Here is a 22,830-nt window from a genome sequence, read left to right on the forward strand (position 1 = left end):
GTGATCCATGAGCAAGCGTGTGTTCGCTCGCGCGGCCGCGCTGCTGGGTGCGGCGACCATCACGGCCGGCGTCCTGGCGGGTATCGCCAGCCCGGCCCAGGCCGCCTCGCTGGGCGAGGTCACGCTGTCGCAGCAGAGCGGCAGTGTGAACGACACCCCGATGTTCGCCACGGCCACCAGCCCGGCGTGCCCGACCGGCTTCGGCGAGAACGCGTCGCTGCGCATCGGCCGCCCCGGCGGTCCCTACAGCAACCTCGCGGTCGCCCTCGGCGGCGGCGGGTTCGACGAGGCGCCGATCTCGGTCAACTCGAACCGGTCCTTCACCACCGCGCTGGGCGGCACCGCGCCGGCCGCCGGTGAGTGGTGGGTCATCGTCGAGTGCTACTCCCTCACCGAGGGCCGGCACGTCGACGAGTTCCGCACCTCCATCGTCGTCAACGGCACCACGTGGCGGATCCCCGTCGCCGAGGCGACCACGACCGCCCTGTCGGTCGGGCCGGCCGGTGGCATCGAGCGTGGCCAGGAGGCCACCTTCACCGCCAACGTCACCCCGAACACCGCCACGGGCACCGTGGAGTTCAAGCGGGGCACCACGGTAATCGGCTCGGCGTCCGTGACCAACGGCGTCGCGACCTTCGCCACCACCGCGCTGCCGGTGGGCACCTACCAGTTCACCGCGGCCTTCACGCCGGCGGACGCCACCGCGTTCAAGTCGTCCGTGTCGACCGCGGCGGCGTTCACCATCGCGCCGGGCCAGACCACCGGCCCGTCGGCCGACGTCGAGATCCTCGCCCCGATCGACCCGGGCGCGTTCAGCCTGGCCGTCGCGGCGCCGACCACCTCGCTGTCCGGTGGCGTCGTCGGTGGCACCGCCAGCGGCACCCTGCCGAAGGCGACCGTGACCGACCTCCGCGGCACCAACGTCGGCTGGTCGCTCACCGGTCAGCTCGAGGACTTCGCCCAGGGCACCAGCACCATCGCCAACAGCAAGCTCGCCTGGACCCCGTCGGCCGCCAAGGTCTCGGGCTCGGGCGCGGTTACCGCTGGCGCCGCTGCTGACCTCGGCGACACCCGCACCCTCTGCTCGGCCGCCTCGGGCGCCAGCGCCGGCACGTTCACCTGCGACGCCGGCCTGACGCTGTCCATCCCGGACGACGTGGCACCGGGTGAGTACGCGGCGACCCTGACCCTGACGCTGGCCTGATCGGTGTCAACGGCGGAGGTGTCGCAGCCTGCGGCACCTCCGCCACCCCACGTACCACCGTCCTCTAACCGGAGCCGCCCAGATGAACACCAGAACTGTCAACGGACCCCGACGCGCCTGGCGTGCCGGGGTGTTCGTCGCTGTGGCGGCGATGCTGCTCACCTCCGGGCCGATGCCGTTCGCCTCCGCCGCACCGGCCGCCCGGCGTGCCGAACGTCCTACCTGGACGGTCGTGCCGGGAAGCCCCACCGGACCCAAGGGGCGTAAGCAGTTCGACTACGAGCTCAACACCAAGGAAGCGATCACCGACTGGATCTCGGTGAGCAACCTGGGCACCAAGCCGCTCACCGTGGACCTCTACGCGACGGACGCGTTCACAGCGGCGGACGGCGGCTTCGCGCTGCTGCCCCGCAACCGGAAGCCCGACGGCGTCGGCACCTGGATCAAGCTGCCCAAGGCGTCCACCACGCTGCCGGTCGGCAAGCGCTCGGACATGCCGTTCACGCTGTCGGTGCCCGCCGGAGCGACGCCGGGTGACCACATCGGCGGCATCATCGCGTCGATCACCGAGCAGCAGGTCAACGAGAAGGGTCAGCGGGTCGACGTCGAGCGGCGGGTCGCCGCCCGGGTCTACCTGCGGGTCACGGGACCGCTCACGCCGGTGGCCGCGGTCACCGCCGTCGACGTCGACTACGAGAACCCGATCATCCCGCTGCCCGGCGGCAAGATGGCGGTCACCTACCGCGTCGCGAACCACGGCAACGTGCGCCTGTCCGGCACCGTGCGCGTGCGGGTCGACGGTCCGTTGGGCGTACGGCTGGCCAGCAGTGACCCGATCACGGTCGCGGAACTGCTGCCCGACTCGGAGCTTCGGCTGCGGCAGGAGTTCTCCTCGGTGTTCCCGGCCGGCCGGCTGACCACCGCCGTCGACTTCAACCCGACGACCAACCGCGAGACGCTTCCCTCGGTGTCCGGACAGGCCGGCACGACCGCCGTACCCTGGCTGATCCTCGCCCTGCTGGTCGTCGTCCTCGCCCTGGTGGTGTACCGGATCTTCCTGCTCCGCGCCCGCCGGCGTCCCGCGCCCACCTTCCTCGACGGCGCCGGCCAGGCCGTCCCGACGGCGCCGTGAAGCGGGCCGCGTTCGTCCTGCTGGTCGCTCTAGGTGTTCCGGCGGTGGCCGCCGTGCCCGGACCTCCGGCGCAGGCCGCGGTGATCGCCCCGACGCCGGGTCCGAGCGGTGCCCGGGTCGACCTGACCGTGCGCATCGCACCGAACCCGAGCACCACGCCGACCACGCCGCCACCCACCACCGCACCGCCGACGACCGAGCCGCCGGACGAGGATCCGGGCGGTGGCGACCTGCCGAGGACCGGCGCCGCGATCATGATGATCGCCCTGGTCGGCGGCCTGTTCGTCGCCGGCGGTGTGTTGCTGCGGGTGCTGGCGCGGCGCCGCGCCGACGCGGAACGCTGGATGGCCCGCTGATCTGGCCGAACTCCGCCCACGGCGGCTGCCTGAGGTCGAGAATGGGAACGGTGAATTAGTTTCACGCTTGGGTCGTGTCATGCCGTCCTGATGCGGGGTTCGCCGAAGGGTCACCTCATGGGCCGATCCACGGTGCCTCGGCAGGGGACCTCATTGACCAGGGTTCCCCTGGGAGGCATCGATGGACACTCTGGTCATCGTCGTCATCATCACGGCACTGGCCTTTGATTTCACCAATGGCTTTCACGACACCGCCAACGCGATGGCGACCTCGATCGCGACGAAGGCGTTGCGGCCCAGGGTCGCGGTCGCCATCTCGGCGGTGCTCAACCTCGCGGGCGCGTTCCTCTCGGTGCAGGTCGCCAAGACGATCTCCAGTGGTCTGGTCGACGACGCGAAGATCACTCCAGCGGTGATCTTCGGTGGGCTGGTCGGCGCGATCCTGTGGAACCTGCTCACCTGGCTGGTCGGCCTGCCGTCGAGCTCGTCGCATGCGTTGTTCGGCGGCCTGATCGGCGCCACCTGGATCGCCGCGGGTGGTGATGCGGTGAACTTCGCGACGGTCGTGACCAAGGTGATCATTCCGGCGATCGCCTCGCCGCTCATCGCCGGCGTGGTGGCCGCGACGGGCACGTTCCTCCTCTACAACATCACCAGGCGGGCGGCCAAAGGCAAGGTCCGCGCGGGCTTCCGCCACGGGCAGGTGGTCTCGGCGTCACTGGTGTCGCTGGCGCACGGTGCCAACGACGCGCAGAAGACGATGGGCGTGATCACGCTGGTGCTGATCACCGCCGGCGTGCTGGGTGCGGACAGCGGGCCGCCGCTCTGGGTGATCTTCACCTCCGGCCTCGCCATCGCCCTGGGCACCTACTTCGGTGGCTGGCGGATCATCCGTACCGTCGGGCACCGGCTCACAAAGATCGAGCCGCAGCAGGGCTTCGCCGCGGAGACCAGCGCGGCGACGGTCATCCTGGCCTCGTCGAACCTCGGCTACCCGCTCTCGACCACTCAGGTCACGTCCGGCGCGGTGATCGGCTCCGGCGTCGGCAAGAAGCTCTCCGAGGTCAAGTGGGGCGTTGCCGGCCGGATCGCGATCGCCTGGGGTCTCACCCTGCCGGCAGCGGCCGCGATCGGTGCGCTGGCGGGCCGGGTCGCGATCAGCGGAACGGCCGGCGTGATCATCGTGGCGGCGGTGCTGGTCGCGTTGGCCGCGACGTTCTACCTGCTGTCGCGGCGCAACAAGGTCGACCGGCACAACGTCAACGACGAGCCCGTCGCGTCGCCCAAGTCCAAGTCCAAGCCCTCGGTGGCATCGAGGTACGCGCGATGAACGTTCCCTGGGGAGACCTCGGCACGGTGCTGATGGCCGCGCTGTTCCTGGGCGGAGGCGTGATCGTCCTCTACGCGGTCGGGATCCGAGTGCTCAGCCCGGCCAGCGCCGACGGCGAGTCCGCGGGCCGGCCAACCCCGTTACGGATCGCGATCACCAGCCTCTGCTTCGCCATCTGCGCCGCGGCCGTCGGATATGGGATCTATACCTTGCTCTAGGCCCTGTCTCATGACTGAGGCCGGGCTGCGGCGGGCCCAGTCATGAAACAGGGCCTAACGGCTAGCTAACAGTGGGTGGTGCGAGCCTGCTGGCACGGATACCGTGAAGGCGCCGAAAACGCGGCCGACCCGGAGGTATCCCCGTGGGTACGGTGCTCGTCACCGAGCGCGACCAACTCGGCGTCGTCGTTGTCGAAGTACGCGGCGACGTGGGTGCCACAGACGCAGCCGACCTACGGGCGGCTTTGGTGCGTGCGATCCGCCACACCGACTCGACCCAGGTGATCGTGGACCTGCGTGGTGCCGGGCACATCGAGCCCGAGGGCATCGGTGCCGTGGTCGCCGGGGCCGACGTGGCCAGCGACAGCGGCATATCGATGACCGTGCGCGAGGCCGCTCCCGACGTGGCCGAGCAGCTACTGGTCGCGGGGCTGCCGCGCGCCCAGGTCAGCCCAGCCGCGCGGGTCTGATCCGCATACCAACCCGGCGGCGGGGTAGGAACAGGTCATGCGGACCGTGGTGGAGCGTGAGCGCAAGTTCGAGAGCCCCGACGGCTTCCGGATGCCGGACCTCTCCCACGACGGCATCGCCGCACTCGACGAGCCGGCCCTGTTCAAGCTCGACGCGACCTACTACGACACGCCTGAGCTGCGGCTGACCCGCGGTGCCCTGGCGCTGCGCCGGCGCACCGGCGGGGCCGACGCGGGCTGGCACCTCAAGGTCGGCGCCGCGGGTGGTGCCCGCACCGAGCACCAACGCGCGCTGACCAAGAGCACCAGCCCGCCGCGTGACCTCATGGGGCTCGTCCAGGCGGCGACCCGGGGCGCGACGGTCGAACCGGTGGCCCGGATCGAGACCCGGCGCCGGGAGTGGCGGCTGCTCGGTGCCGATGGTGCCGTGTTGGCCACGCTCGCCGACGACGCCGTGGTCGGGCACGACCTGGTCGACGACCGCCGCGTCGCGTGGCACGAGATCGAGGTGGAGCTGGTCGAGGGCGACGAGGATCTGCTCGACGCCGTCGAGCGCCGGCTGCGCAGGGCCGGCGCACGGCCGGGGTCGCCGGCGAAGATCCACCGGGTGCTGGGGGAGCGGCTCGACGTGCTCACCGCGATCGACGCCGGAGCGGCCACACCGGTCCTCGCCTACGCCGCCGCCCACCGCGACGACCTGGTCGCGCACGAACCGGCGGCCCGGGCCGGCGACGTCGACGGCGTGCACGACATGCGGGTGGCGGTGCGCCGGCTGCGCAGCACGTTCCGCAGCTTCCGCGAGCTCTGGGACGCCGGTCGCGTCGACGGTGTCCGCGCCGAGCTCAAGTGGCTCGGCGAGCAGCTCGGCGGCGTGCGGGACGCCCAGGTGATGGGGCCGCGGCTGGCCAAGGCGGTGCGCCGCGAGCCCGCGGAGCTGGTGCTCGGCCCGGTCGCCGCGGACCTGAGCGAGCGGTTCGCCGCAGACGAGGCCGCCGCACTCCTCGCGCTGCGGCGGGCGCTGACCTCGCGCCGCTACGCCACTCTGTTGTCCACACTGGATGAGTTGGTCGAGACGCCGCCGGCGATGCGGGTCAGCCCGCGCTGGGTGAACCGGCGGATCCACAAGGCGGTGCGCCGGGCCGACAGCCTGCTCGACACCGCACTTGAGCGGCAGGCCGAACGCGACACCGGCGACGACGATCCCGCGCTGCACGAGGCGCGCAAGGCGTACAAGCGCGGTCGTTATGCGGTCGAGGTGCGCAAGCTGGCCGGCGACAAGAATGCCCGCAAGCTGGTCCGGGGCCTCAGGGGTCTCCAGGACCTGCTCGGGGACCACCAGGATTCCGTCATCACCCGACAGGTGTTGCGCGAGACCGCCGTCCAAGCCTTCGGCCGCAAGGCCAACACCTTCACCTACGGCCTGTTGTACGCGGAGCAGGTCGCGCACGGCCGCGCGCTGGTCCGTGCCCTACCCGCCGCCCAGGCCAAATCCCGACGCCGCAAACTGCGGCGCTGGCTTCGGTAGGCGCTCTTCCTAGCCCGCGGTCGCGGTTTGCCGGCGCGGCCCGTGTTCGCGGTTTGCTGGCGTGGCCAGGGGCGGCGGTTTGCCGACACTGCCCGCGGTCGCGGCTTGCCGGCGTGGCCTGCGGCCGTGGTTTGCCGGCGCGGCCCGGGTTCGCGGTTTGCTGGCGTGGCCAGGGGTGGCGGTTTGCCGGCGTGGCCCGCGGTCGTGGTTTGCTGGCGTGGCCTGCGGTCGCGGTTTGCTGGCGTGGCCTGCGGCCGTGGTTTGCCGGCGTGGCCTCGGTCAGGAAACCGGACCAGCCTGGCGCATCCGGGTGGCCACGGCCAGGAACCGGTGCTCTGGGTCGTCGTAGCGGTCCAGGCGCCAGCCGGCGGCCGCGGTGGACGCGGCCAGTGGGCCTGGTGACAGCGGTTCGTCAGCGCGGACCGGGCGGCCGTGCCGGGCGGCGAGCGCGGCCCGCCCCGACGGGTGGAAGATCACCAGTCGCCCGCCGGGCCGGGTCACCCGGGCCAGCTCGCGCAGGCCGTCGGTCGGGTCGGGGAGATGGGCGACCAGGCCGGCCGCGAAGATCCCGTCGACCACGGCGTCGCCCAGTGGCAGGCGGCGGGCGTCGGCCAGCAGCAGCGTCGCGGCCCGTTCCTTCGCCACGGCCAGCATCTCCGGCGTGATGTCGACGCCGAGCACCAGCCCGGCCGGGCCGACCGCGGCGCGCAGCGCGGGCAGCGCCCGGCCGGTGCCGCAACCGACGTCGACCGCGGTGCCACCGGCCGGCAGGGCTGCCTCGGCCACGGCCGCCGCGTAGGCGGGCAGGTCATCGCCGAACTTGGCGTCCCAGGTCGCCGCCCGGACAGCGAAGAAGGCCCGGCTCTCCGGCAGGTACCACCGGGTGCGGTCGGCCAGCCGCTGGTCGACGTGCCGGATCACCGGCCACTCCGGGTCGTGCAGGTCGATCACCACGTCGGCCTGGTGCTCGGGGCCGTCCGCCTTGCCCGGCAGGAGGCGCAGCCACACCAGCGCGTCGGGGCGGGACTCCCGCCAGCCTGGACCTGCGGTCACCAGGACCTGCGGGTCGAGGGCCTGGGTCAGCCGGTCGGCCACCAGCGCGTTCCGCTCGCCGGCCCCGTCGACCACGACCGTCGCCGGTGCTGCCGGGAGCAGATCGACGAGGTTGTCGATCATCTCTTGCCACCTGGTCACTGTTCTATCTTGCAGTTGCTGGCTTATTCTGACCAGTGGCTAGGGAGAATGCCAACCTCAAGCCTGGTTTGCCATCGCATCTGCGATGCCTGAGACAAGGGATGTGTCCGTGCGAGCACGTTGGACCAGCATCGTCCTGGCCGCCGTCACCGTCGCGAGCCTGACCGCGTGCGGCAGCGACAGTGCCAACACCGCCGCGACCGGCGCCAGCGCCAGTCCCAACGCCGTGTCGGGCCCGATCACCGTGTTCGCCGCCGCGTCGCTGACCGGGTCGTTCACGCAGATCGGCAAGGACTTCGAGGCCGCCAACCCGGGCACGACGGTGACGTTCAGCTTCGCCGGCAGCTCGGCCCTGGCCACCCAGATCAACCAGGGCGCGCCGGCCGACGTGTTCGCGTCCGCCGCCCCGGCCAACATGAAGACGGTCACCGACGCCGGCAACGCCGATGGCACGCCGGAGACCTTCGTCAAGAACCAGCTCGTCATCGTGGTGCCGAAGGGCAACCCGAAGAACATCACCACGCTCGCCGGGTTGGCCCAGCCGGGCGTGAAGGTCGCGCTGTGCGCGCCGCAGGTGCCGTGTGGCGCCGCCGCGCAGAAGGCGCTGCAGGCCGCCAACGTCACCGTCACCCCCGTCACCCAGGAGCAGGACGTCAAGGCCGCACTGTCCAAGGTGACCCTAGGCGAGGTCGACGCGGCGCTGGTCTACCGCACCGACGCCAAGGCCGCGGCGAGCGACGTCGAAGGGGTCGAGTTTCCCGAGTCGGCCAGCGCGATCAACGAGTACCCGATCGTCGTGGTCAAGAACGCTCCCAACAAGGCGGGTGCCCAGGCGTTCGTCGCGTACGTGCTGTCCGAGCCGGCCAAGAAGGTTCTGACGGACGCCGGCTTCCAGGCACCGTGAGGCGCCGTCGGGCGCCCTTGGCGCTGGCCGTACCGGCGGTGCTCGGGCTGCTCTTCCTGGTGCTGCCGCTGGTCGGCCTGCTCTACCGGGCGCCGTGGAGCACGCTGCCCGAGCGGCTGACCGAGCCCGGCATTCTGAGCGCGCTGCGGCTCTCGTTGCTGACGGCGACCATCGCGACGCTGGTCTGCCTGGTGCTGGGCGTGCCGCTGGCCTGGCTGCTGGCCCGGGTGTCGTTTCCGGGCCGGCGGCTGGTGCGGGCGCTGGTGACCGTGCCGCTGGTGCTGCCGCCGGTGGTCGGCGGTGTCGCCCTGCTGCTGGTGTTCGGCCGGCGGGGGCTGATCGGCGAGTGGCTCGACAGCACGTTCGGGATCACCCTGCCCTTCACGACGGCCGGCGTGGTGATCGCGGAGGCGTTCGTCGCGATGCCATTCCTGATCATCGCGGTCGAGGGTGCGCTGCGTGGTGCCGACGCCCGCTACGAGGAGGCGGCGGCGACCCTCGGTGCTGGGCGCTGGACGACGTTCACCCACGTCACGCTCCCTCTCGTGGCGCCCGGTGTCGCCGCCGGCGCGGTGCTCTGCTGGGCCCGTGCGCTCGGTGAGTTCGGCGCGACGATCACCTTCGCCGGCAACTTCCCCGGCAAGACGCAGACCATGCCGCTCGCGGTCTACCTGGCCCTGGAGACCGATCTGGAAGCGGCCATCGTGCTGAGCCTGCTGCTGTTGATCGTGTCCGTGGCGATCCTGGCCAGCCTGCGCGACAAATGGATCTCGAGCGCATGACCGGCGGACTGCTCGACGCCCGGCTCGTCGTCGACCGCGGCGCCTTCCGGCTCGACGCGCACCTGCGGATCGCGGCCGGCGAGGTGCTCGCCCTGCTGGGTCCCAACGGCGCCGGCAAGACCACGGCGTTGCGGGCACTGGCCGGGTTGGAGCCGCTGACCGCCGGGCACGTCACGCTCGGCGAGCGGGTGCTCGACCGCCCCGACGCCCGGGTGTGGACACCGCCGGAACGCCGCCCGATCGGCGTGGTGTTCCAGGACTACCTGCTCTTCCCGCACCTGTCCGCGCTCGACAACATCGCGTTCGGCCCGCGACGGCACGGCGTCGACCGGCGTCGGGCACGGGCCGAGGCGGGTGACTGGCTGGCCCGGGTGGGCCTCGCGGAGCTCGGCAAACGCAAGCCACGGCAGCTTTCCGGCGGGCAGGCCCAACGCGTGGCGCTGGCTCGGGCCCTGGCCACCCACCCGGAGCTGCTGCTGCTCGACGAGCCGCTGGCCGCGCTGGACGCGCGTACCCGGCTGGACACCCGGGTCGAGCTGCAGCGCCACCTGGCCGAGCACCCCGGTGCGACCCTGTTGGTCACCCACGACCCGTTGGACGCGCTGGTGCTCGCCGACCGGTTGGTGGTCATCGAGGACGGCGCCGTGGTGCAGGAGGGCGACGCGGCGGCGGTGACCGCCCGGCCGCGCACCGACTACGTCGCCCGGTTGGTCGGGCTCAACCTCTACCGGGGCAACGCGTCCGACCACGGGGTCCGGCTCGCCGACGGGTTCACCCTGGCGGTCACCGACCGGGTCAGCGGCGAGGCCTTCGTCGCGTTCCGGCCGTCGGCCGTGGCGATCTACAGCGACCGCCCGGCCGGCAGCCCGCGCAACGTATGGGCGGCGACGGTCGGTGGCATCCAACGGCACGGCGACAACCTGCGGGTGGTGCTGCACGGCCCGGTCGAGGCAGCGGCCGACGTCACGCCGCCGGCCGCCGCCGAGCTCGGTCTGCGGCCGGGACAGCAGGTCTGGGCGGCAGTCAAGGCGACGGAGACGCACGCCTATCCGGCGTGAACCAGCTCGCGTGGCGTGCTTCGCGGCGTGCTGGGGAGGTCGCGCGCGGTGCGGATCGGTCCGATCAGGAGGATCAGGCCGGAGGCGACGGCCGCGACCATGCTGAGCCAGATCGTCGGCCGCAACCCGATGCTGGCGCCGAGCACGCCGCCGATCAGCGCGCCGAGCGGGATCGTTCCGTAGTTGAGCAGTTGCATGCTCACCGTGACCCGGCCGAGCAGCTCGTGCGGCACGTACGTCTGCCGGAAGCTGCCCTTGACCACGTTGCCGGCGCTGACCCCGGCGATCAGCACGGCGACACCGGCGACCGCCAGCGCGAGCCGCGGTCCCCGCTCGGCCAGCGGGAGCAACAGGCCGAACGGCGTCGCGAGCACGTTGCTGGCCAGCAGAGCGCGGGCGGTGCCGAGGCGGCGGCCCAGCGCGCTGCCCGCCGCCGCGCCGAGCACGCCGCCGAGGCTGGTCGCGGCGATCAGGCCGCCCACGACGCCGGGCGCCACGCCCACCTCGCGGACCAGGAAGACCACCAGCACGGACTGGTAGCCGATCAGCGCGAGGTTGCTGACCGCGCCCCAGATCGTGAGCACCCGCAGGTACGGGTCGCGCGCGACGAACCGCAATCCTTCGGCCACCTCGGCCTTGAGCGATCGACGGGGTCCACGATGGAGGCGTTCCGGCACGCGGATGCGCCACAGGCAGATGGCGGAGACCAGGAAGCTGACCGCGTCGACGAGCAGGCCGGCGACCGCGCCGGCGAGCTGGGTGAGCAGACCGGCGACGCCCGGGCCGGCGACGTGTGCCGCCTGCTCGGTGCTCTGCAGTCTTGTGTTGCCGCCGGGCAGGTCGCCCGGGCTTAGCAGGGTGGGCAGGAAGACCTGGTCCGCGGTCTGGAAGAAGACGCCGGCGGTGCCGCTGACCAGCGCCGCGATGAACAGGTGGGTCAACGTCAGGGTGCCGAGCCACCAGGCCAGCGGCACGCTGAGGAAGACGACGAGGCAGAGCAGGTCGCAGCCGATCATCAAGGGGCGGCGGGGCAGGCGGTCGACCCAGGCGCCGGCTGGCAGGCCGATCAGCAGCCAGGGCAGCCAGGTGAACGCGGCCAACAAGGCAACCTGCAACGTGCCGGCGTCGAGGGTCGCCACCGCGACCAGCGGCAGTGCCACCGAGCTGACGCTGCTGCCCAGCTTGGACGTGGCCTGGCCGAGCCAGAAAAGCCGGAAGTCCCGGCCGGCCACGGTGCCGCCGCCGGCGGTCACGGTGTTGCCGGGATGCCGTGCGCGAACACGAACACGGGGCGGCGGGTCTCGTCGCCGGGCTCCGCGGCGGCTTCGGCTGAGCGGGCCGACCAGCGGTCGAGGAGGGCGACCAGGTCGCGGCTCAGCTCGAGTAGTTCCGCGGGCGTGAGGTGCAGCCAACGGTCGGCCGCGAACGTACTCTCGCCCCAGACCGCCTGCTCTTCGTCGGGCGCGGCGTACCACTCGCGGACCAGGCCCACCTGGTGGTCGAGGTTGAGTGACTCGGCGGCCCGCAGCACGGCGGCCTCGCCGGGGTCGTCGTCGAAGTCCCGGCCGGACCAGCGCAGCCCGGCGCTGACCGGGCGCCACCAGCGCTCGCGGCGGTCGCGGGCCAGCTCGGGCGCCTCTTCGACCAGGTCGCACTCGCGCATCACCTTCATGTGATGGCTGATGTTGGCCGGGGCCTGGCCGGTCCGCTCGGCGAGCGCGCCGACCGGCTGCGGGCCGTAGACCGTGAGCACGTCCAGCAGCCGCCGGCGCAGCGGGTGGGACATCGCGGCAAGCACGCGCGAGTCGGTGACCTGTCGGACGTGACGTTCTGCCATGCCGATAGCGTGGCATGGCAAGAGCTGTTGCGCAACAGCTCTTGCGAAAGAGTTCTTTCAGAAGTCGGTCGAGCGGGAGACGTCCGCCCAGGTCGCGAGCTCGTCGGCCAGTGCGTGGTTGTGGCGCTCCGCGAGGCCCAGGGCGTCCGAACCGAGCGGCAGGCGCTTCGGCGGTTCGTCGAGGTCGACCACGTCCACCAGCACCTGCGCCGCCTTGGCCGGGTCGCCGGGCTCGTTGCCGCCGGCCTGCTCGCGGTAGCGGGCCATGCGGCCGACCGACTCGGCGTACTCGGGACCGCCGTCCTCGATCCGCATCGAAGATCCGGCCCAGTCGGTGCGGAAGCCGCCGGGCTCGACGATCGTCACCTTGACTCCGAAGGGCTCGAGCTCGGCGGCGAGGACCAGCGAGAAGCCCTCCACACCGAACTTCGCGGCCTGGTACGGCCCGATGCCCGGTGTGCCGCCGACGCGCCCGCCGATCGACGAGAACTGGAGGTAGTGGCCGGACCGCTGGGCGCGGAAGTGGGGCAGCGCCGCCTTCGAGACGTACACGACGCCCAGCAGGTTGGTCTCGATCTGTTGGCGGAACTCGTCGAGCGACGTGTGCTCGATCGGTGCGCTGTTGGCATTTCCGGCGTTGTTGGCGACCACGTCGATCCGGCCGAAGGTGTCGACCGCCGCGCCGACCGCCGCCTCCGCCGCGGCCGGGTCGCTGACGTCCAGCGCCACCGCGCTCACCTGGTCGCCGTAGGTATCCACCAGGTCACTCAGGTCGGCCGGTCGGCGCGCAGTGGCCACGACGTTGTCACCCCGGTCGAGCGCGGCGGTGCAGAGCGCCCGCCCGAGGCCGCGCGAACTTCCCGTGACCAGCCAGGTTTTCGCCATGGTGGCACCCCCTTGTGCCAACCGTAGGCACGCTAACGTCGGGACATGTTGTCGACGATGCGGTTGCGACGGATGCGCGACGTACTCACCGGATATGTCGAACGGGGCGACGTGCCAGGCGTGGTGGCGTTGGTGAGCCGGCGCGGGCAGACCCACGTCGAGACACTCGGCACGACGGCGTACGGCGGCGGGCGTCCGATGAGCGCCGACACCATCTTCCGGGTCAGCTCGATGAGCAAGCCGGTCACCGCGGCCGCGGCGATGATGCTGGTCGAGGAGTGCCGGATCCGGCTGGACGACCCGATCGACGCGCTGCTGCCCGAGCTCGCCGACCGTCAGGTGCTGCGCAGCATGGGCGCGGCCCTGCACGACACCGTGCCCGCCTTCCGCCCGGTGACCGTGCGCGACCTGCTGACGTTCACGTGGGGCTTCGGGCAGGTGTACGCGCCTGCCGACGCGTACCCGGTGCTGAAAGCGGCCTGGGATCTGGGTATCGGCATGGGTGAGCCTCGGCCGCGTGAGATGCCCGACCAGGACGAGTGGCTGAAGCGGCTCGGCTCGCTGCCGTTGATGGCGCAGCCGGGGGAGAAGTGGTTCTACAACACGGGTTCCGACGTGCTCGGTGTGCTGCTGTCACGGGCGTCTGGACTGTCCTATGCGGACCTCTTGCGGGAGCGGGTGTTCGAGCCGTTGGGCATGCACGACACCGGGTTCTGGGTGGGCTCGCTCGACCGGCTGGCCCATGGCTACTGGGGTGATCCGGCGGAACCGCTGGACACGCAGGAGGAGTGGACCAGCGTGCCGCCGTTCTTCTCCGGTGCCGGCGGGCTGGTGTCCACAGTAGAGGATTTCTTCGCGTTCGGGCGGATGATGCTGCGCACGGGGGAGCATCGGCTGCTGTCCCGGCCTTCGCTGGCGACCATGACGGCCGACCACCTGACGCGAGCGCAGAAGGTGCTGCCGCACTGGGTGGCCGACGAGTTCGAGGCGTCCGGGTGGGGCTTCGGCGGCAAGGTGACCACCCGCCGACACACGATCGCCGACACACCCGGCCGGTACGGATGGGACGGCGGCCTAGGCACCTCGTGGCGGATCGACCCCGCGGAAGAGATGATCACCATCTTGATGACCCAACGGGCCTGGTCCTCTCCGGAGCCGCCGCCGATCCTGCGCGACTTCTGGACCCTGGCCTACCAGGCGATCGACGACTGATTCGGTCAGCGCACCCGGCGGCCGCGCAGGATCACCGCGAGGGGCTGTTCCAACTGGTCGAGGTCTTCGCGCGGGTCCTGCGCGTAGACGACGGCATCGGCGGGTGCGCCAGGTTGCAGGCCCTGGAGGCCCAGGTACTCACGGGCTGACCAGGATCCCGCCGCGAGCGCGTCGTGTGCCGGCACGCCGGCCTTGACCAGTGCGCGGATCTCGTCGGCGACTCGCCCGTGTGGGCGTGAGTCGGTGCCGGCCAGCAGGGTCACTCCGGCCTCCGCCGCCGCGGCGACCAGCGCGGGGTGTGCGCTCGCCCCACCGACGTACCACCGCTTGCCCGGGCTGTCGGGTTGGTCCCGTCTCTTTTCCAGCGAGCCGCTCAGGGCGGCCAGCGTCGGGGTCAGCGCGGTGCCTTGTGCGGCCATCTGGGTCAGCAGGGCGGGGTCGAGCCACATGCCGTGTTCGAGCGAGTCGACGCCGGCCGCGACGGCAACCGCGCAGCCCTCGGCGTTCTGCGCGTGCACCGCGACCCGGCCGCCCACCGCGTGCACCGCGTCGACCACGTCCCGCACGACGGCTTCGGGGAACGGCGGGTCGCCAGGCTTCCAGTCGCCGATCAGCTTGACCCAGCCGGTCGACGCCGCCTGGCTCGCGGCCAGCCCGGGCAGGTCGGTATGGCTCGGGCGGCGGCCCCAGGCGTCGAAGAACTGGCCCTGCTGCGCGAACCAGGGACCGGCGTGTACGGCGCGGGGCAGGTCCGGTTCCTCACCGAACCATTTCGGCGGGTGGCCGGCCAGGCCGGGTGCGCGGATCAGCGTGACGCCGCTGTCGGCGTGGCGGCGCAGGTCCGCTCGGAGGGTGTCGTCGTCGAGCGGCGCGCCCACCTCTTCCGCACCGGGATGGGTGTGCGCGTCGACGAGTCCGGGCAGCAGCCAACCCTCGGCCACCAGGTCGGCGCCGGCCACCGGGTCGGTGGTCCAGCGGTCGCCGTCCGCGTACAGGTCGACCGCTTCGCCGCTGGGCAGGGCACGACCGCGGATCCGCAGAACGCTCATCGTCGGGAGGCTACGCCGGTCGCCGGCCAACAATTGTCGTAGGGGCGCGCTAACGTCCTGCCATGCGAAACGACTTCGATTTCCTGGTCGGCACCTGGACGTCGCGACAGCGCCGGTTGCGTTCGATTCTGGCCGGCAGCACCGAGTGGTACGAGTTCGAGGGAACCAGTCGCGGCTGGAGCGTGTTCGACGGTGCCGGCAACATCGACGAGATCACCTTTCCGTCGCAGGGTTTCGGCGGGGTGACCCTGCGGCTCTACGACGCCGAGCGCGACGAGTGGTCGCTCTACTGGGCGAGCAGCGTCACCGGGTTGTCGGTGCCACCGGTGGTCGGCCGCTTCGACGAGAGCGGTGTCGGGGTGTTCACGGCCGACGAGGTCTACGAAGGACGCCCGATCAAGGTGCGGTTCATCTGGTCCGACATCAAGCCCGACTCGGCCCGGTGGGAGCAGGCCTTCTCGGCCGACCAGGGTGAGACCTGGGAGACCAACTGGGTCATGGAGTTCACCCGGACCGAGGCATGACCAGGGCCTCCGCGGCGGCCCTGGCCTTTTGGGCCGCCGCCGAGGCCCGCGACTGGTCCGGGTTCGGTGCGTTGCTCGCCGACGACGTGGTCTACGAGCTACCGCAGAGCCGGGAACGCATCCGGGGCAAGGCGGCCTACCTGCGGTTCAATGTGGAATATCCCGGTGAGTGGCACCTGACCGTGCGCCGGGTGGTCGGCGAGCAGCGCCAGGCGACGACCTGGTGCCACTTCGTCACCGGTGGTGAGCCGGGTGAGGCGCTGACGTTCTTCGAGTTCGACGAAGCCGGCCTGATCACGACGATCACGGAGTTCTGGCCGGAGCCCTACGAGCCGCCGCCGGGCCGAGAGCATCTGGTCGAACGCTTCTAGGGACCGCCACGCTGGCCTCCCTCACTCGTCGCACGAGGCCACTGCCACGACGGCCAAGGTCGCGGCTATCGACAGCATCAGCCGAGAGCCTTTGAGAGCCGTCAGTGCCGCAGCGGTCGTCCGACGCACGATGCCACCCCCATGCTCTCGGAACCGAGGCAGTTTACATGACATCGATCAACGACGATGATTCGTGGAATGGGAGACAACCGTGAAAGCCAGGAGCGACCCACGGCTACCCGCCGGGCGTTCCTGTCCGCATCCGCAGTAACCGCCGCGGCGGCCGTTCCGTTGGTTGGCGCGGCACCCGCGCGGGCCGACGGGCGGTGGAGCGACCCACCGGTCAACGGGCCGGGTCGTCGGCTGAGCTCACAACGACCCAGTGCGGCGCTGCGCCGCGCACTGCGCGAGGTCGACGCCGACCGCATCGAGGCCGACGTGCGCCGGCTGGCCGCGTTCGGCACCCGGCACACGCTGTCGACGCAGACCGACCCGGTGCGCGGCATCGGCGCGGCCCGCGACTGGCTGTTCGACCAGTTCTCGCGGATCGCCGCGAAGTCCGGCGGGCGGATGACTGTGGAGAAGCAGTCGTTCACCCAGCCGGTGTCGCCGCGCGTGCCGACCCCGACGGTGCTCACCAACGTGATCGCCACGCTGCGCGGCACCGTCACGCCGGAGCGGGTCTACGTGCTGACCGGGCACTACGACTCACGGATCACCGACGTCATGAACTTCACCGACGACGCGCCAGGTGCCGACGACGACGCGTCCGGGGTGGCGATCCTGTTGGAGCTGGCACGCGTGCTGGCCGGCCGCCCGCTCGAGTCGACCCTGGTGCTGGGCGCGTGGCGGGGGAGGAGCAGGGCCTCTACGGCTCCATCTACATGGCCCAGGCGATGAAGGACGCCAACACCGACATCCAGGGCATGTTCTCCAACGACATCGTGGGTTCGAGCCGGGCCGACGACGGCACCCGCGAGCCGCGCACGGTCCGGTTGTTCTCCGAGGGCGTACCGACCTCCGAAACGCCCGCCCAGGGCAACACCCGACGCTCGGTCGGCGGCGAGAACGACTCGGCGAGCCGGCAGTTGGCCCGCTTCGTCGACGCGGTAGCCGACAACGACGAGACCGACATGCACGTGCGGGTGATCTGGCGCCGCGACCGCTACCTGCGCGGCAGCGACCACATCTCGTTCCTGGAGCGCGGCTACCCGGCGGGCCGGTTCACCGAGCCCAACGAGATCTTCGCCCACCAACACCAGGACGTCCGCGTCGAGAACGGCGTGCAATTCGGCGACCTGCCGGAGTTCTGCGACTTCGACTTCATCGCCCGGGTGGCCAAGGTAAACCTGGCCACGGTCTGGTCGCTGGCCCAGGGCCCCGGCACTCCCAAGGGCGTGGTCATCGTGACGACCAACCTGACCAACGACACCCAACTGCGCTGGCAGGCAGGCACCGATCCCGACCTGGCGGGCTACGAGGTCGTATGGCGGGAGACCCGCGAAGACACCTGGACCCACGTCATCGACGCGGGCAACGTCACCGGCACGACCGTCGACCTGTCGAAGGACAACGTCTTCTTCGGCGTCCGCGCCTACGACAGCGACGGCCACCGCAGCCCGGTCGCCTTCCCGGTGCCCGGCACGTAGAACAACAGGGCAGGCCGCGCCGCCACCGCACCGGCGCGGCCCACCCACCGCCGCGCCTGGCCGTGTCCGCTCGTGATGATTGGCGGGGCGCGGTGGTCGAAGTTGGAGGAAAGCGGCTCTTCGGGCGGCCGGTGCGTGCGGTCGCGGTTGAGTACATTGCCGGCGGCGGCGAGGGGGTTTCGCCTTGCGCACGGGCTAAATGCGTTGAGGGATCGGCGATTCCGGCGCAGTCTGGAGGTTCGTCAAACCCGGGGGACACACACCCATGCCGCTGCTTCGTGACCTTTGGTCGACCGCACCGCTACGCACCGCCGTCGTAGCGGTTCTTGTGTTGGTCAACGCCATCGGGATGGCGCTGGCTGCGGCTCTGGCCGGGCCTGTGTTGGTCGATCATTCGACTACCGCGTTCGTGGCGCTGTCCATCGCCCTTACCGCCGCCGTGTTCAGTGACACCGCTACCGGGCTGCTGATGGCGCGGGTCAGCGCCGACTGGACCGCCGATGTGCGGCGGCGGCTGTGTCGGGTCGCGCTCGGGCAGGACATCCCGAAGCTGGAGTCGACGCCGGTCGGTGAGTTGCTCGACCGGATCGACAACGACGTCTACCAGATCGGCGGCGACCTGCGGGGCAGCGGCATCCGGGTCGTGCAGTCCGTCGCCATCGGCGTCATCTCGGTGGTCACCGCGCTCGTCGTCTGGTGGCCGGCGGGCGTCGGCATGGTCGTGCTCGCCGCGATCCTGGTGATCTGGCTGGCCAAGCCGACGCAACGGATCGCGCCGGCTCGGATGGCCGAGGAGGAAGCCTGGTCGGACCTGGCCGCCGTGATGGAGGAGTCCATCCACGGGCAGGACGACGTGCGCACCACCCTGGCCCGTCCTTACGTCCTTCGTCTGTTCGCCGCCCGCTCGCGCGAGGTGTTGCGGCTGGGCCGGGTCGTCTGGCGACTGTCCGCCAAGGTCACCACGATGGCCGTCAGCGTGATGCGGGTCGGCGTCGCGTTCGCCGTCGTCGGTGGGGTGTGGGCGCTGAACACCGGGCGCATCGACGGCGCGCGGCTCACCGCGATCTGGCTGCTGATCCTCGGCTTCGCCGGCGTGGTCGAGCACATGAGCCGGATGGTCCCGGAGCTCCAGAACGCGCTCGGCGCCTGGGGTCGGGTGCTCCTGCTCAAGGCCTCAGCGCAGGAGCCGGTCGGCGGCACCCCGCCGCCCGACGCGGACATCGCCGTGCGGGGGCTGACCTTCCGCTACCCGGCGGCGGAAGCGAGCGGGCGCCCGGCCGCGCTGCGCGACGTCAACCTGAGCTTCGTGCGCGGCCGCTCGTACGCCGTGGTCGGTCGCACCGGATCCGGCAAGTCGACGCTGGCCAAGGTGCTGACGCGATCGGTCGACGTGCCGCGGGGCACGGTCCGGCTCGGTGACACCGACCTGGTCGACATCGACCTCGAAGGGCTGCGCCGGTGGGTCGCGATCGTCCCGCAGCGCACCGAGATCCTGGCTGGCACGCTCGCCGAGAACGTGGCGCTCTTCGACCCCGAGCTGATCGGCCGGGCCGGCACCGCGCTCGACGAGTTGGGCCTGTCGGCCTGGGTCGCCGAGCTGCCCGACGGGTTGGAGACCCGGCTCGGCGAGGGCGGCAACGTGCTCTCCGCGGGCCAGGAGCAGCTCGTCGCGTTCGCCCGGATCCTGGTGCGTGACCCGCACGTCGTGATCCTCGACGAGGCGACGGCGCGGCTCGACCCGGTTACCGAGGGGCGGGTCCAACAGGCCACCCAACGCCTGCTGCGCGACCGCATCGGCATCGTGATCGCGCACCGGCTCTCCTCGGTGCGCCGCTGCGACGAGGTGATCGTGCTGGCCGACGGCGAGGTGCTGGAGGCCGGTCCGCTGCGCGAGTCCGAGCGGTTCGCGACGCTGATGGCCCGCAGTCGTGGCGGCAGCACCGGCGGTGTGGCACTCGCCGACCGGCCGGAAGCAGACGCCCACGACCTGGTGCTCGGCGACGTGCCGACCAGCCCCGCCCACGCCATCCCGCGTCCGGCGACCGCGATCACCGTGCCGCCGAAGGCCGATCCGCCGCCGGTCAGCGAGCCCTCGCGGCCCGGCACGCTGCGCGAGATTCTGCGGCTGATGACCAACGACCCGCGGTACGGCATCGCCGGCCTGGTCATCTTCTGCGGCATGACGCTGCTCGGGCTCGACGGCTCCGTGCTGCCGTTCCTCTGGGCCAGCCTGGTCGACGGCAGCGGCGGCGTGTTCTGGCCGACCGTCGGCATCATCGCCGGCCTGCTGATCTACCTGCCGATGCCCTACGTGAGCTCCGTCTGGTACCCGGAGTGGTGGGTCCGGCAGATGCTGCGGATCAGCCTGCGGCTGCTGCACGGCCAGACCGGCCCGCGCCGGGTCAGCAAGCACACGCCGGCCGAGGTGGTCGCGCAGGCCGGCGACACCGAGCGGGTTGTGTTGATGGCCGACCACCTGGTCGACCAGACGATCTGCGTGTTCCTGCTGGTCTCGATGACGCTGGTCTCGCAGTCGCTGGTGCCGGCCGCGTTCTTCCTGGCCACCGTGCTGATCTCGGGGCTCGTGGCGACCGCGTTCGGCGGCCGGCTGGAGAAGCTGGCGCGCAGCACCGTGGCCGCCCGGGCCGCGTTCGCCACCGCGTTGGTCTCCTCCCTCTCCGCGGCCCGCACGGTCAAGCTGGCCGGCGCCAGCGAGCCGGTGCTCGCCCACCTGGCCCGCCTCGACTTCCTGCGCAGCGACAAGCAGCGTCGGGAGATCTCGATGCAGGTGTTGGCCCGGTCGACGCCGTCGATGATCAGTGGCCTGCTGCCGATCGGCGCCTGGGCGCTCTACCTCGGCGGCGGCCTCACCGGCGGCGCCGCCCTGGTCACGGTGGCCACGCTCGGCGCGGCCCGCTGGTTCGCCTGGACCACCGCCTCGCTGGTCGCGCAGCTACCGTCGGCGCGGGTCTGGACCTGGCGCACCGCGGCGATGGCCGGGCAGCCCGACTACTCGGCCGAGGTGCCCGGTGTCGACATCTCGCTCGGCATCGCGCCGGCGCCGGTGGCCGCACCCCGCACGCCGTTGCGCGAGCTGGAGCTGCGGGGCTTCTCGGCGGTGCACGAAGACGGCACGATCGGCGTCCGCGGAGTCGACCTGACCCTGCGCCGCGGCCAGCTCGTGCTGGTGGTCGGCCCGGTCGGTGCCGGCAAGTCGTCACTGCTGCGGGCGATGGCCGGCATCGTGCACCACCGCGGCATGCTGCGCTGGAACGAGGAGCCGGTCACCGAACCCGAGCTGTTCCTGCGCCCCAACCAGGTGGGCTATGTCGGCCAGCTACCTCGGGTGCTGTCCGGAACGGTCGCCGACAACATCGAGCTCGGCCACCAGGTCGACGCGGAGAAGGCGGTGACCATCGCCCAGCTCTCGCACGATCTCGCGGCGGCCGGCGGCGGGCTCGGCCTGCTGATCGGGCACAAGGGCACCCGGCTCTCCGGCGGCCAGTTGCAAAGGCTGGCGCTGGCCCGGGCGTTGGCGCCACGCACCGAGTTGCTGATCGCCGACGACGTCTCGTCCGCGCTCGACGTGACGACCGAGCTCGACCTGTGGCGGGCGCTGCGGGCGACCGGCGTCACGGTGATCGGCTCGACGTCGAAACACGCCGCGCTGGCCCAGGCCGACCACGTCGTCGTGCTCACCGAGGGCACGGTCGCGGCCAGCGGCCCGTGGCAGGACCTGGCGCCGCGCTGGGGGCATCTCGCGGGCTGACGTGGGCTATCTTCATGGCCGGCACGTAGGGCACGGGGGTGAACAATGGCAGAACTGACGGCGACCGGGCGCGCTACTCGGCTCGTCGCCGCGGCCGTCGGTGTCGCACTGCTGCTGGCCGGCACCGTCTGGGGCCAGGACGACAAGTTCCCGTTCGGCCCGTTCAGCATGTACGCGGGCGTCAACGGCCCCAACGAGCCGGCGCCGGACACTCGGGTCGAGGGCGTCGACCGCACCGGCCGCACGATCGTGCTCAACGAGCGCAACGCGGGCGTACGCCGGGCCGAGATCGAAGGCCAGGAAGGCTCCTACGTCGACGACCCGAGCCGGCTCGCCCGGATCGCGGACGGTTACCAGGGGCTCAATCCGGGCGCGCCCCCGCTCGACAAGGTCGCGCTGATCGTCCGGCTGCACGAGATCCGGCGCAGCAGCGCGACCGGCAAATGGCACGACGACGTCCGGGCGGTCTGGGAGCGGCCGGCATGAGGGCCTGGTTGTTCGAGCGGGTCCCACGCGGCCGGGTCGCCGCCCTGCGCACGTTGACGTACCTCTTCATCGTCTTCGACCTGCTGCTCTACAGCTCCTGGGTGCGCACCAGGGGCGACGTACCGACCGACCTCTACCAACCACTGTGGATCGGCCGCGTGCTGCACCTGCCGGCGCCGACCGAGACGCTCGTCAACGTGGTGTTCTGGGCGTTGCTGGTGCTCGCGCCGCTCGCCGCGACCGGCCGCTTCCCGCGCCTGTTCGGCTGGCTCGTCTTCGGGTTCTACTTCGAGTGGCTGATCATCGCGATGAGCTACGGCAAGGTCGACCACGACCGGTTCGCCTTCCTCGTCGCGCTGGCCGTGCTGCCCACCGTCGGGCGGGCCCGGCACGGCGACCGGGAGCGGAGCGAGGCGGCCGGCTGGGCACTGCGAATGATCCAGATCGCGGTGGTCGCCACGTACTTCCTCGCGGCCTGGGCGAAGATCCGTTTCGGTGGGCTCGGCTGGATGACCGGCTCCGTGCTGGCCCGCGCCTTCATCCGGCGCGGCTCCGAGTTCGCCGACCTCATCGCCAGCGTCCCGTACCTGATGATCGCGGCCCAGATCGGCATGGTCACCTTCGAGGCGCTCAGCCCGTTGGTGTTCGCGCTGCGGGGCCGCTACCGCTACGCCGCGATCGCCTTCTTCTACTCGTTCCACGTGCTGTCGTTCGCCACCATCTCGATCTCGTTCGCTCCGCACCTGATCGCGATGACCTCGTTCCTGCCGCTGGAGCGGGTGCGCCCGATCGAATGGCTCCGCCGCCGGACGCGACCCCGGCCGGCCGTGGATACGCTTGATCCGGTGGGTGCCGAGGCGGGTGGAGGTTGACGG

21 protein-coding genes and 1 pseudogene are annotated in these 22,830 nt (G+C 71.6%); 17 read left to right on the forward strand and 5 right to left on the reverse strand.

All coding sequences use genetic code 11. The features are described from left to right. Window positions 1–7: 7 nt before the first annotated feature. From BLV39_RS17335 to BLV39_RS17365, 7 genes are all read left to right on the forward strand, one after another. On the forward strand, window positions 8–1,204 hold the full coding sequence (locus BLV39_RS17335; protein ID WP_090793211.1) for an Ig-like domain repeat protein: 1,197 nt from the start codon (window positions 8–10) through the stop codon (window positions 1,202–1,204). Window positions 1,205–1,286: 82 nt separating this feature from the next. Then, on the forward strand, window positions 1,287–2,336 hold the full coding sequence (locus BLV39_RS44200; RefSeq protein ID WP_090793213.1) for a WxL protein peptidoglycan domain-containing protein: 1,050 nt from the start codon (window positions 1,287–1,289) through the stop codon (window positions 2,334–2,336). After that, a complete protein-coding gene (locus BLV39_RS17345) occupies window positions 2,333–2,692 on the forward strand; it encodes an LPXTG cell wall anchor domain-containing protein (protein ID WP_090793216.1) in 360 nt (119 codons plus the stop codon). Before BLV39_RS44200 ends, BLV39_RS17345 begins: the two co-directional genes overlap by 4 nt. 181 nt (window positions 2,693–2,873) lie before the next feature. After that, window positions 2,874–4,022, forward strand: coding sequence for an inorganic phosphate transporter (locus tag BLV39_RS17350; protein WP_090793219.1), 1,149 nt, complete (start codon window positions 2,874–2,876; stop codon window positions 4,020–4,022). Next, complete coding sequence (locus BLV39_RS17355; RefSeq protein WP_090793223.1) at window positions 4,019–4,240, forward strand: hypothetical protein; 222 nt, start codon at window positions 4,019–4,021, stop codon at window positions 4,238–4,240. The genes BLV39_RS17350 and BLV39_RS17355 overlap by 4 nt, the downstream gene beginning before the upstream one ends. A gap of 143 nt (window positions 4,241–4,383) precedes the next feature. Next, entirely contained in the window at window positions 4,384–4,710 is a 327-nt protein-coding gene (locus BLV39_RS17360) for an STAS domain-containing protein (RefSeq protein WP_176984955.1), read from the forward strand. Window positions 4,711–4,747: 37 nt separating this feature from the next. Beyond that, entirely contained in the window at window positions 4,748–6,235 is a 1,488-nt protein-coding gene (locus BLV39_RS17365) for a CYTH and CHAD domain-containing protein (RefSeq protein ID WP_090793229.1), read from the forward strand. Between the two features lie 279 nt (window positions 6,236–6,514). Here the strand turns inward: BLV39_RS17365 and BLV39_RS17370 are convergent, their stop codons facing one another. Next, the gene (locus BLV39_RS17370; protein ID WP_239083589.1) at window positions 6,515–7,429 is read right to left on the reverse strand and encodes a class I SAM-dependent methyltransferase; all 915 of its coding nucleotides are present in this window, start codon (window positions 7,427–7,429) and stop codon (window positions 6,515–6,517) included. A 109-nt stretch (window positions 7,430–7,538) separates the two neighbouring features. Between BLV39_RS17370 and modA the strand changes: the two genes are divergently transcribed. Genes modA through BLV39_RS17385 form a run of 3 tightly spaced genes read left to right on the forward strand, consistent with a single transcriptional unit; the run spans window position 7,539 to window position 10,173 of the window. Next, window positions 7,539–8,333 carry a molybdate ABC transporter substrate-binding protein gene (modA, locus tag BLV39_RS17375; RefSeq protein ID WP_204082755.1) on the forward strand — a complete coding sequence of 265 codons (795 nt, stop codon included), beginning with the start codon at window positions 7,539–7,541 and terminating at the stop codon, window positions 8,331–8,333. Next, entirely contained in the window at window positions 8,330–9,115 is a 786-nt protein-coding gene (locus tag BLV39_RS17380; protein ID WP_090793239.1) for an ABC transporter permease, read from the forward strand. Before modA ends, BLV39_RS17380 begins: the two co-directional genes overlap by 4 nt. Then, window positions 9,112–10,173 (forward strand): ABC transporter ATP-binding protein, encoded by a 1,062-nt coding sequence (locus BLV39_RS17385; protein ID WP_090797460.1) that lies wholly within the window; start codon window positions 9,112–9,114, stop codon window positions 10,171–10,173. Before BLV39_RS17380 ends, BLV39_RS17385 begins: the two co-directional genes overlap by 4 nt. Here the strand turns inward: BLV39_RS17385 and BLV39_RS17390 are convergent. The 3 genes from BLV39_RS17390 to BLV39_RS17400 are packed head-to-tail and all read right to left on the reverse strand — an operon-like array spanning window position 10,161 to window position 12,895. Then, window positions 10,161–11,426, reverse strand: coding sequence for an MFS transporter (locus tag BLV39_RS17390; RefSeq protein ID WP_239083588.1), 1,266 nt, complete (start codon window positions 11,424–11,426; stop codon window positions 10,161–10,163). The genes BLV39_RS17385 and BLV39_RS17390 overlap by 13 nt on opposite strands. Next, window positions 11,423–12,010: an ArsR/SmtB family transcription factor gene (locus BLV39_RS17395; RefSeq protein ID WP_090793241.1), complete on the reverse strand. Its 588-nt coding sequence runs from the start codon at window positions 12,008–12,010 to the stop codon at window positions 11,423–11,425. Before BLV39_RS17395 ends, BLV39_RS17390 begins: the two co-directional genes overlap by 4 nt. A gap of 57 nt (window positions 12,011–12,067) precedes the next feature. Continuing rightward, window positions 12,068–12,895 (reverse strand): SDR family NAD(P)-dependent oxidoreductase, encoded by an 828-nt coding sequence (locus BLV39_RS17400; RefSeq protein WP_090793244.1) that lies wholly within the window; start codon window positions 12,893–12,895, stop codon window positions 12,068–12,070. 45 nt (window positions 12,896–12,940) lie between these two features. Between BLV39_RS17400 and BLV39_RS17405 the strand changes: the two genes are divergently transcribed. Next, on the forward strand, window positions 12,941–14,107 hold the full coding sequence (locus BLV39_RS17405; RefSeq protein ID WP_090793247.1) for a serine hydrolase domain-containing protein: 1,167 nt from the start codon (window positions 12,941–12,943) through the stop codon (window positions 14,105–14,107). Window positions 14,108–14,112: 5 nt separating this feature from the next. Here the strand turns inward: BLV39_RS17405 and BLV39_RS17410 are convergent, their stop codons facing one another. Continuing rightward, window positions 14,113–15,156: an amidohydrolase family protein gene (locus BLV39_RS17410; RefSeq protein ID WP_090793250.1), complete on the reverse strand. Its 1,044-nt coding sequence runs from the start codon at window positions 15,154–15,156 to the stop codon at window positions 14,113–14,115. 62 nt (window positions 15,157–15,218) lie between these two features. Here BLV39_RS17410 and BLV39_RS17415 point away from each other — a divergent pair, with 62 nt between their 5' ends. From BLV39_RS17415 to BLV39_RS17440, 6 genes and pseudogenes are all read left to right on the forward strand, one after another. After that, window positions 15,219–15,680, forward strand: coding sequence for a hypothetical protein (locus BLV39_RS17415; protein WP_090793253.1), 462 nt, complete (start codon window positions 15,219–15,221; stop codon window positions 15,678–15,680). Then, window positions 15,677–16,051, forward strand: coding sequence for a nuclear transport factor 2 family protein (locus tag BLV39_RS17420; protein WP_090793256.1), 375 nt, complete (start codon window positions 15,677–15,679; stop codon window positions 16,049–16,051). The genes BLV39_RS17415 and BLV39_RS17420 overlap by 4 nt, the downstream gene beginning before the upstream one ends. A gap of 570 nt (window positions 16,052–16,621) precedes the next feature. After that, window positions 16,622–17,700, forward strand: a pseudogene (locus BLV39_RS17425) (M20/M25/M40 family metallo-hydrolase). Between the two features lie 265 nt (window positions 17,701–17,965). Next, window positions 17,966–21,469, forward strand: coding sequence for an ATP-binding cassette domain-containing protein (locus BLV39_RS17430; protein ID WP_090793258.1), 3,504 nt, complete (start codon window positions 17,966–17,968; stop codon window positions 21,467–21,469). A 45-nt stretch (window positions 21,470–21,514) separates the two neighbouring features. Further along, on the forward strand, window positions 21,515–21,955 hold the full coding sequence (locus BLV39_RS17435; RefSeq protein WP_090793262.1) for a hypothetical protein: 441 nt from the start codon (window positions 21,515–21,517) through the stop codon (window positions 21,953–21,955). Next, window positions 21,952–22,827 (forward strand): MFS transporter permease, encoded by an 876-nt coding sequence (locus tag BLV39_RS17440; protein ID WP_176984956.1) that lies wholly within the window; start codon window positions 21,952–21,954, stop codon window positions 22,825–22,827. The genes BLV39_RS17435 and BLV39_RS17440 overlap by 4 nt, the downstream gene beginning before the upstream one ends. Window positions 22,828–22,830 lie beyond the last annotated feature (3 nt).

This window comes from Asanoa ishikariensis, assembly GCF_900107455.1.
Taxonomy (GTDB): Bacteria; Actinomycetota; Actinomycetes; order Mycobacteriales; family Micromonosporaceae; genus Asanoa; species Asanoa ishikariensis.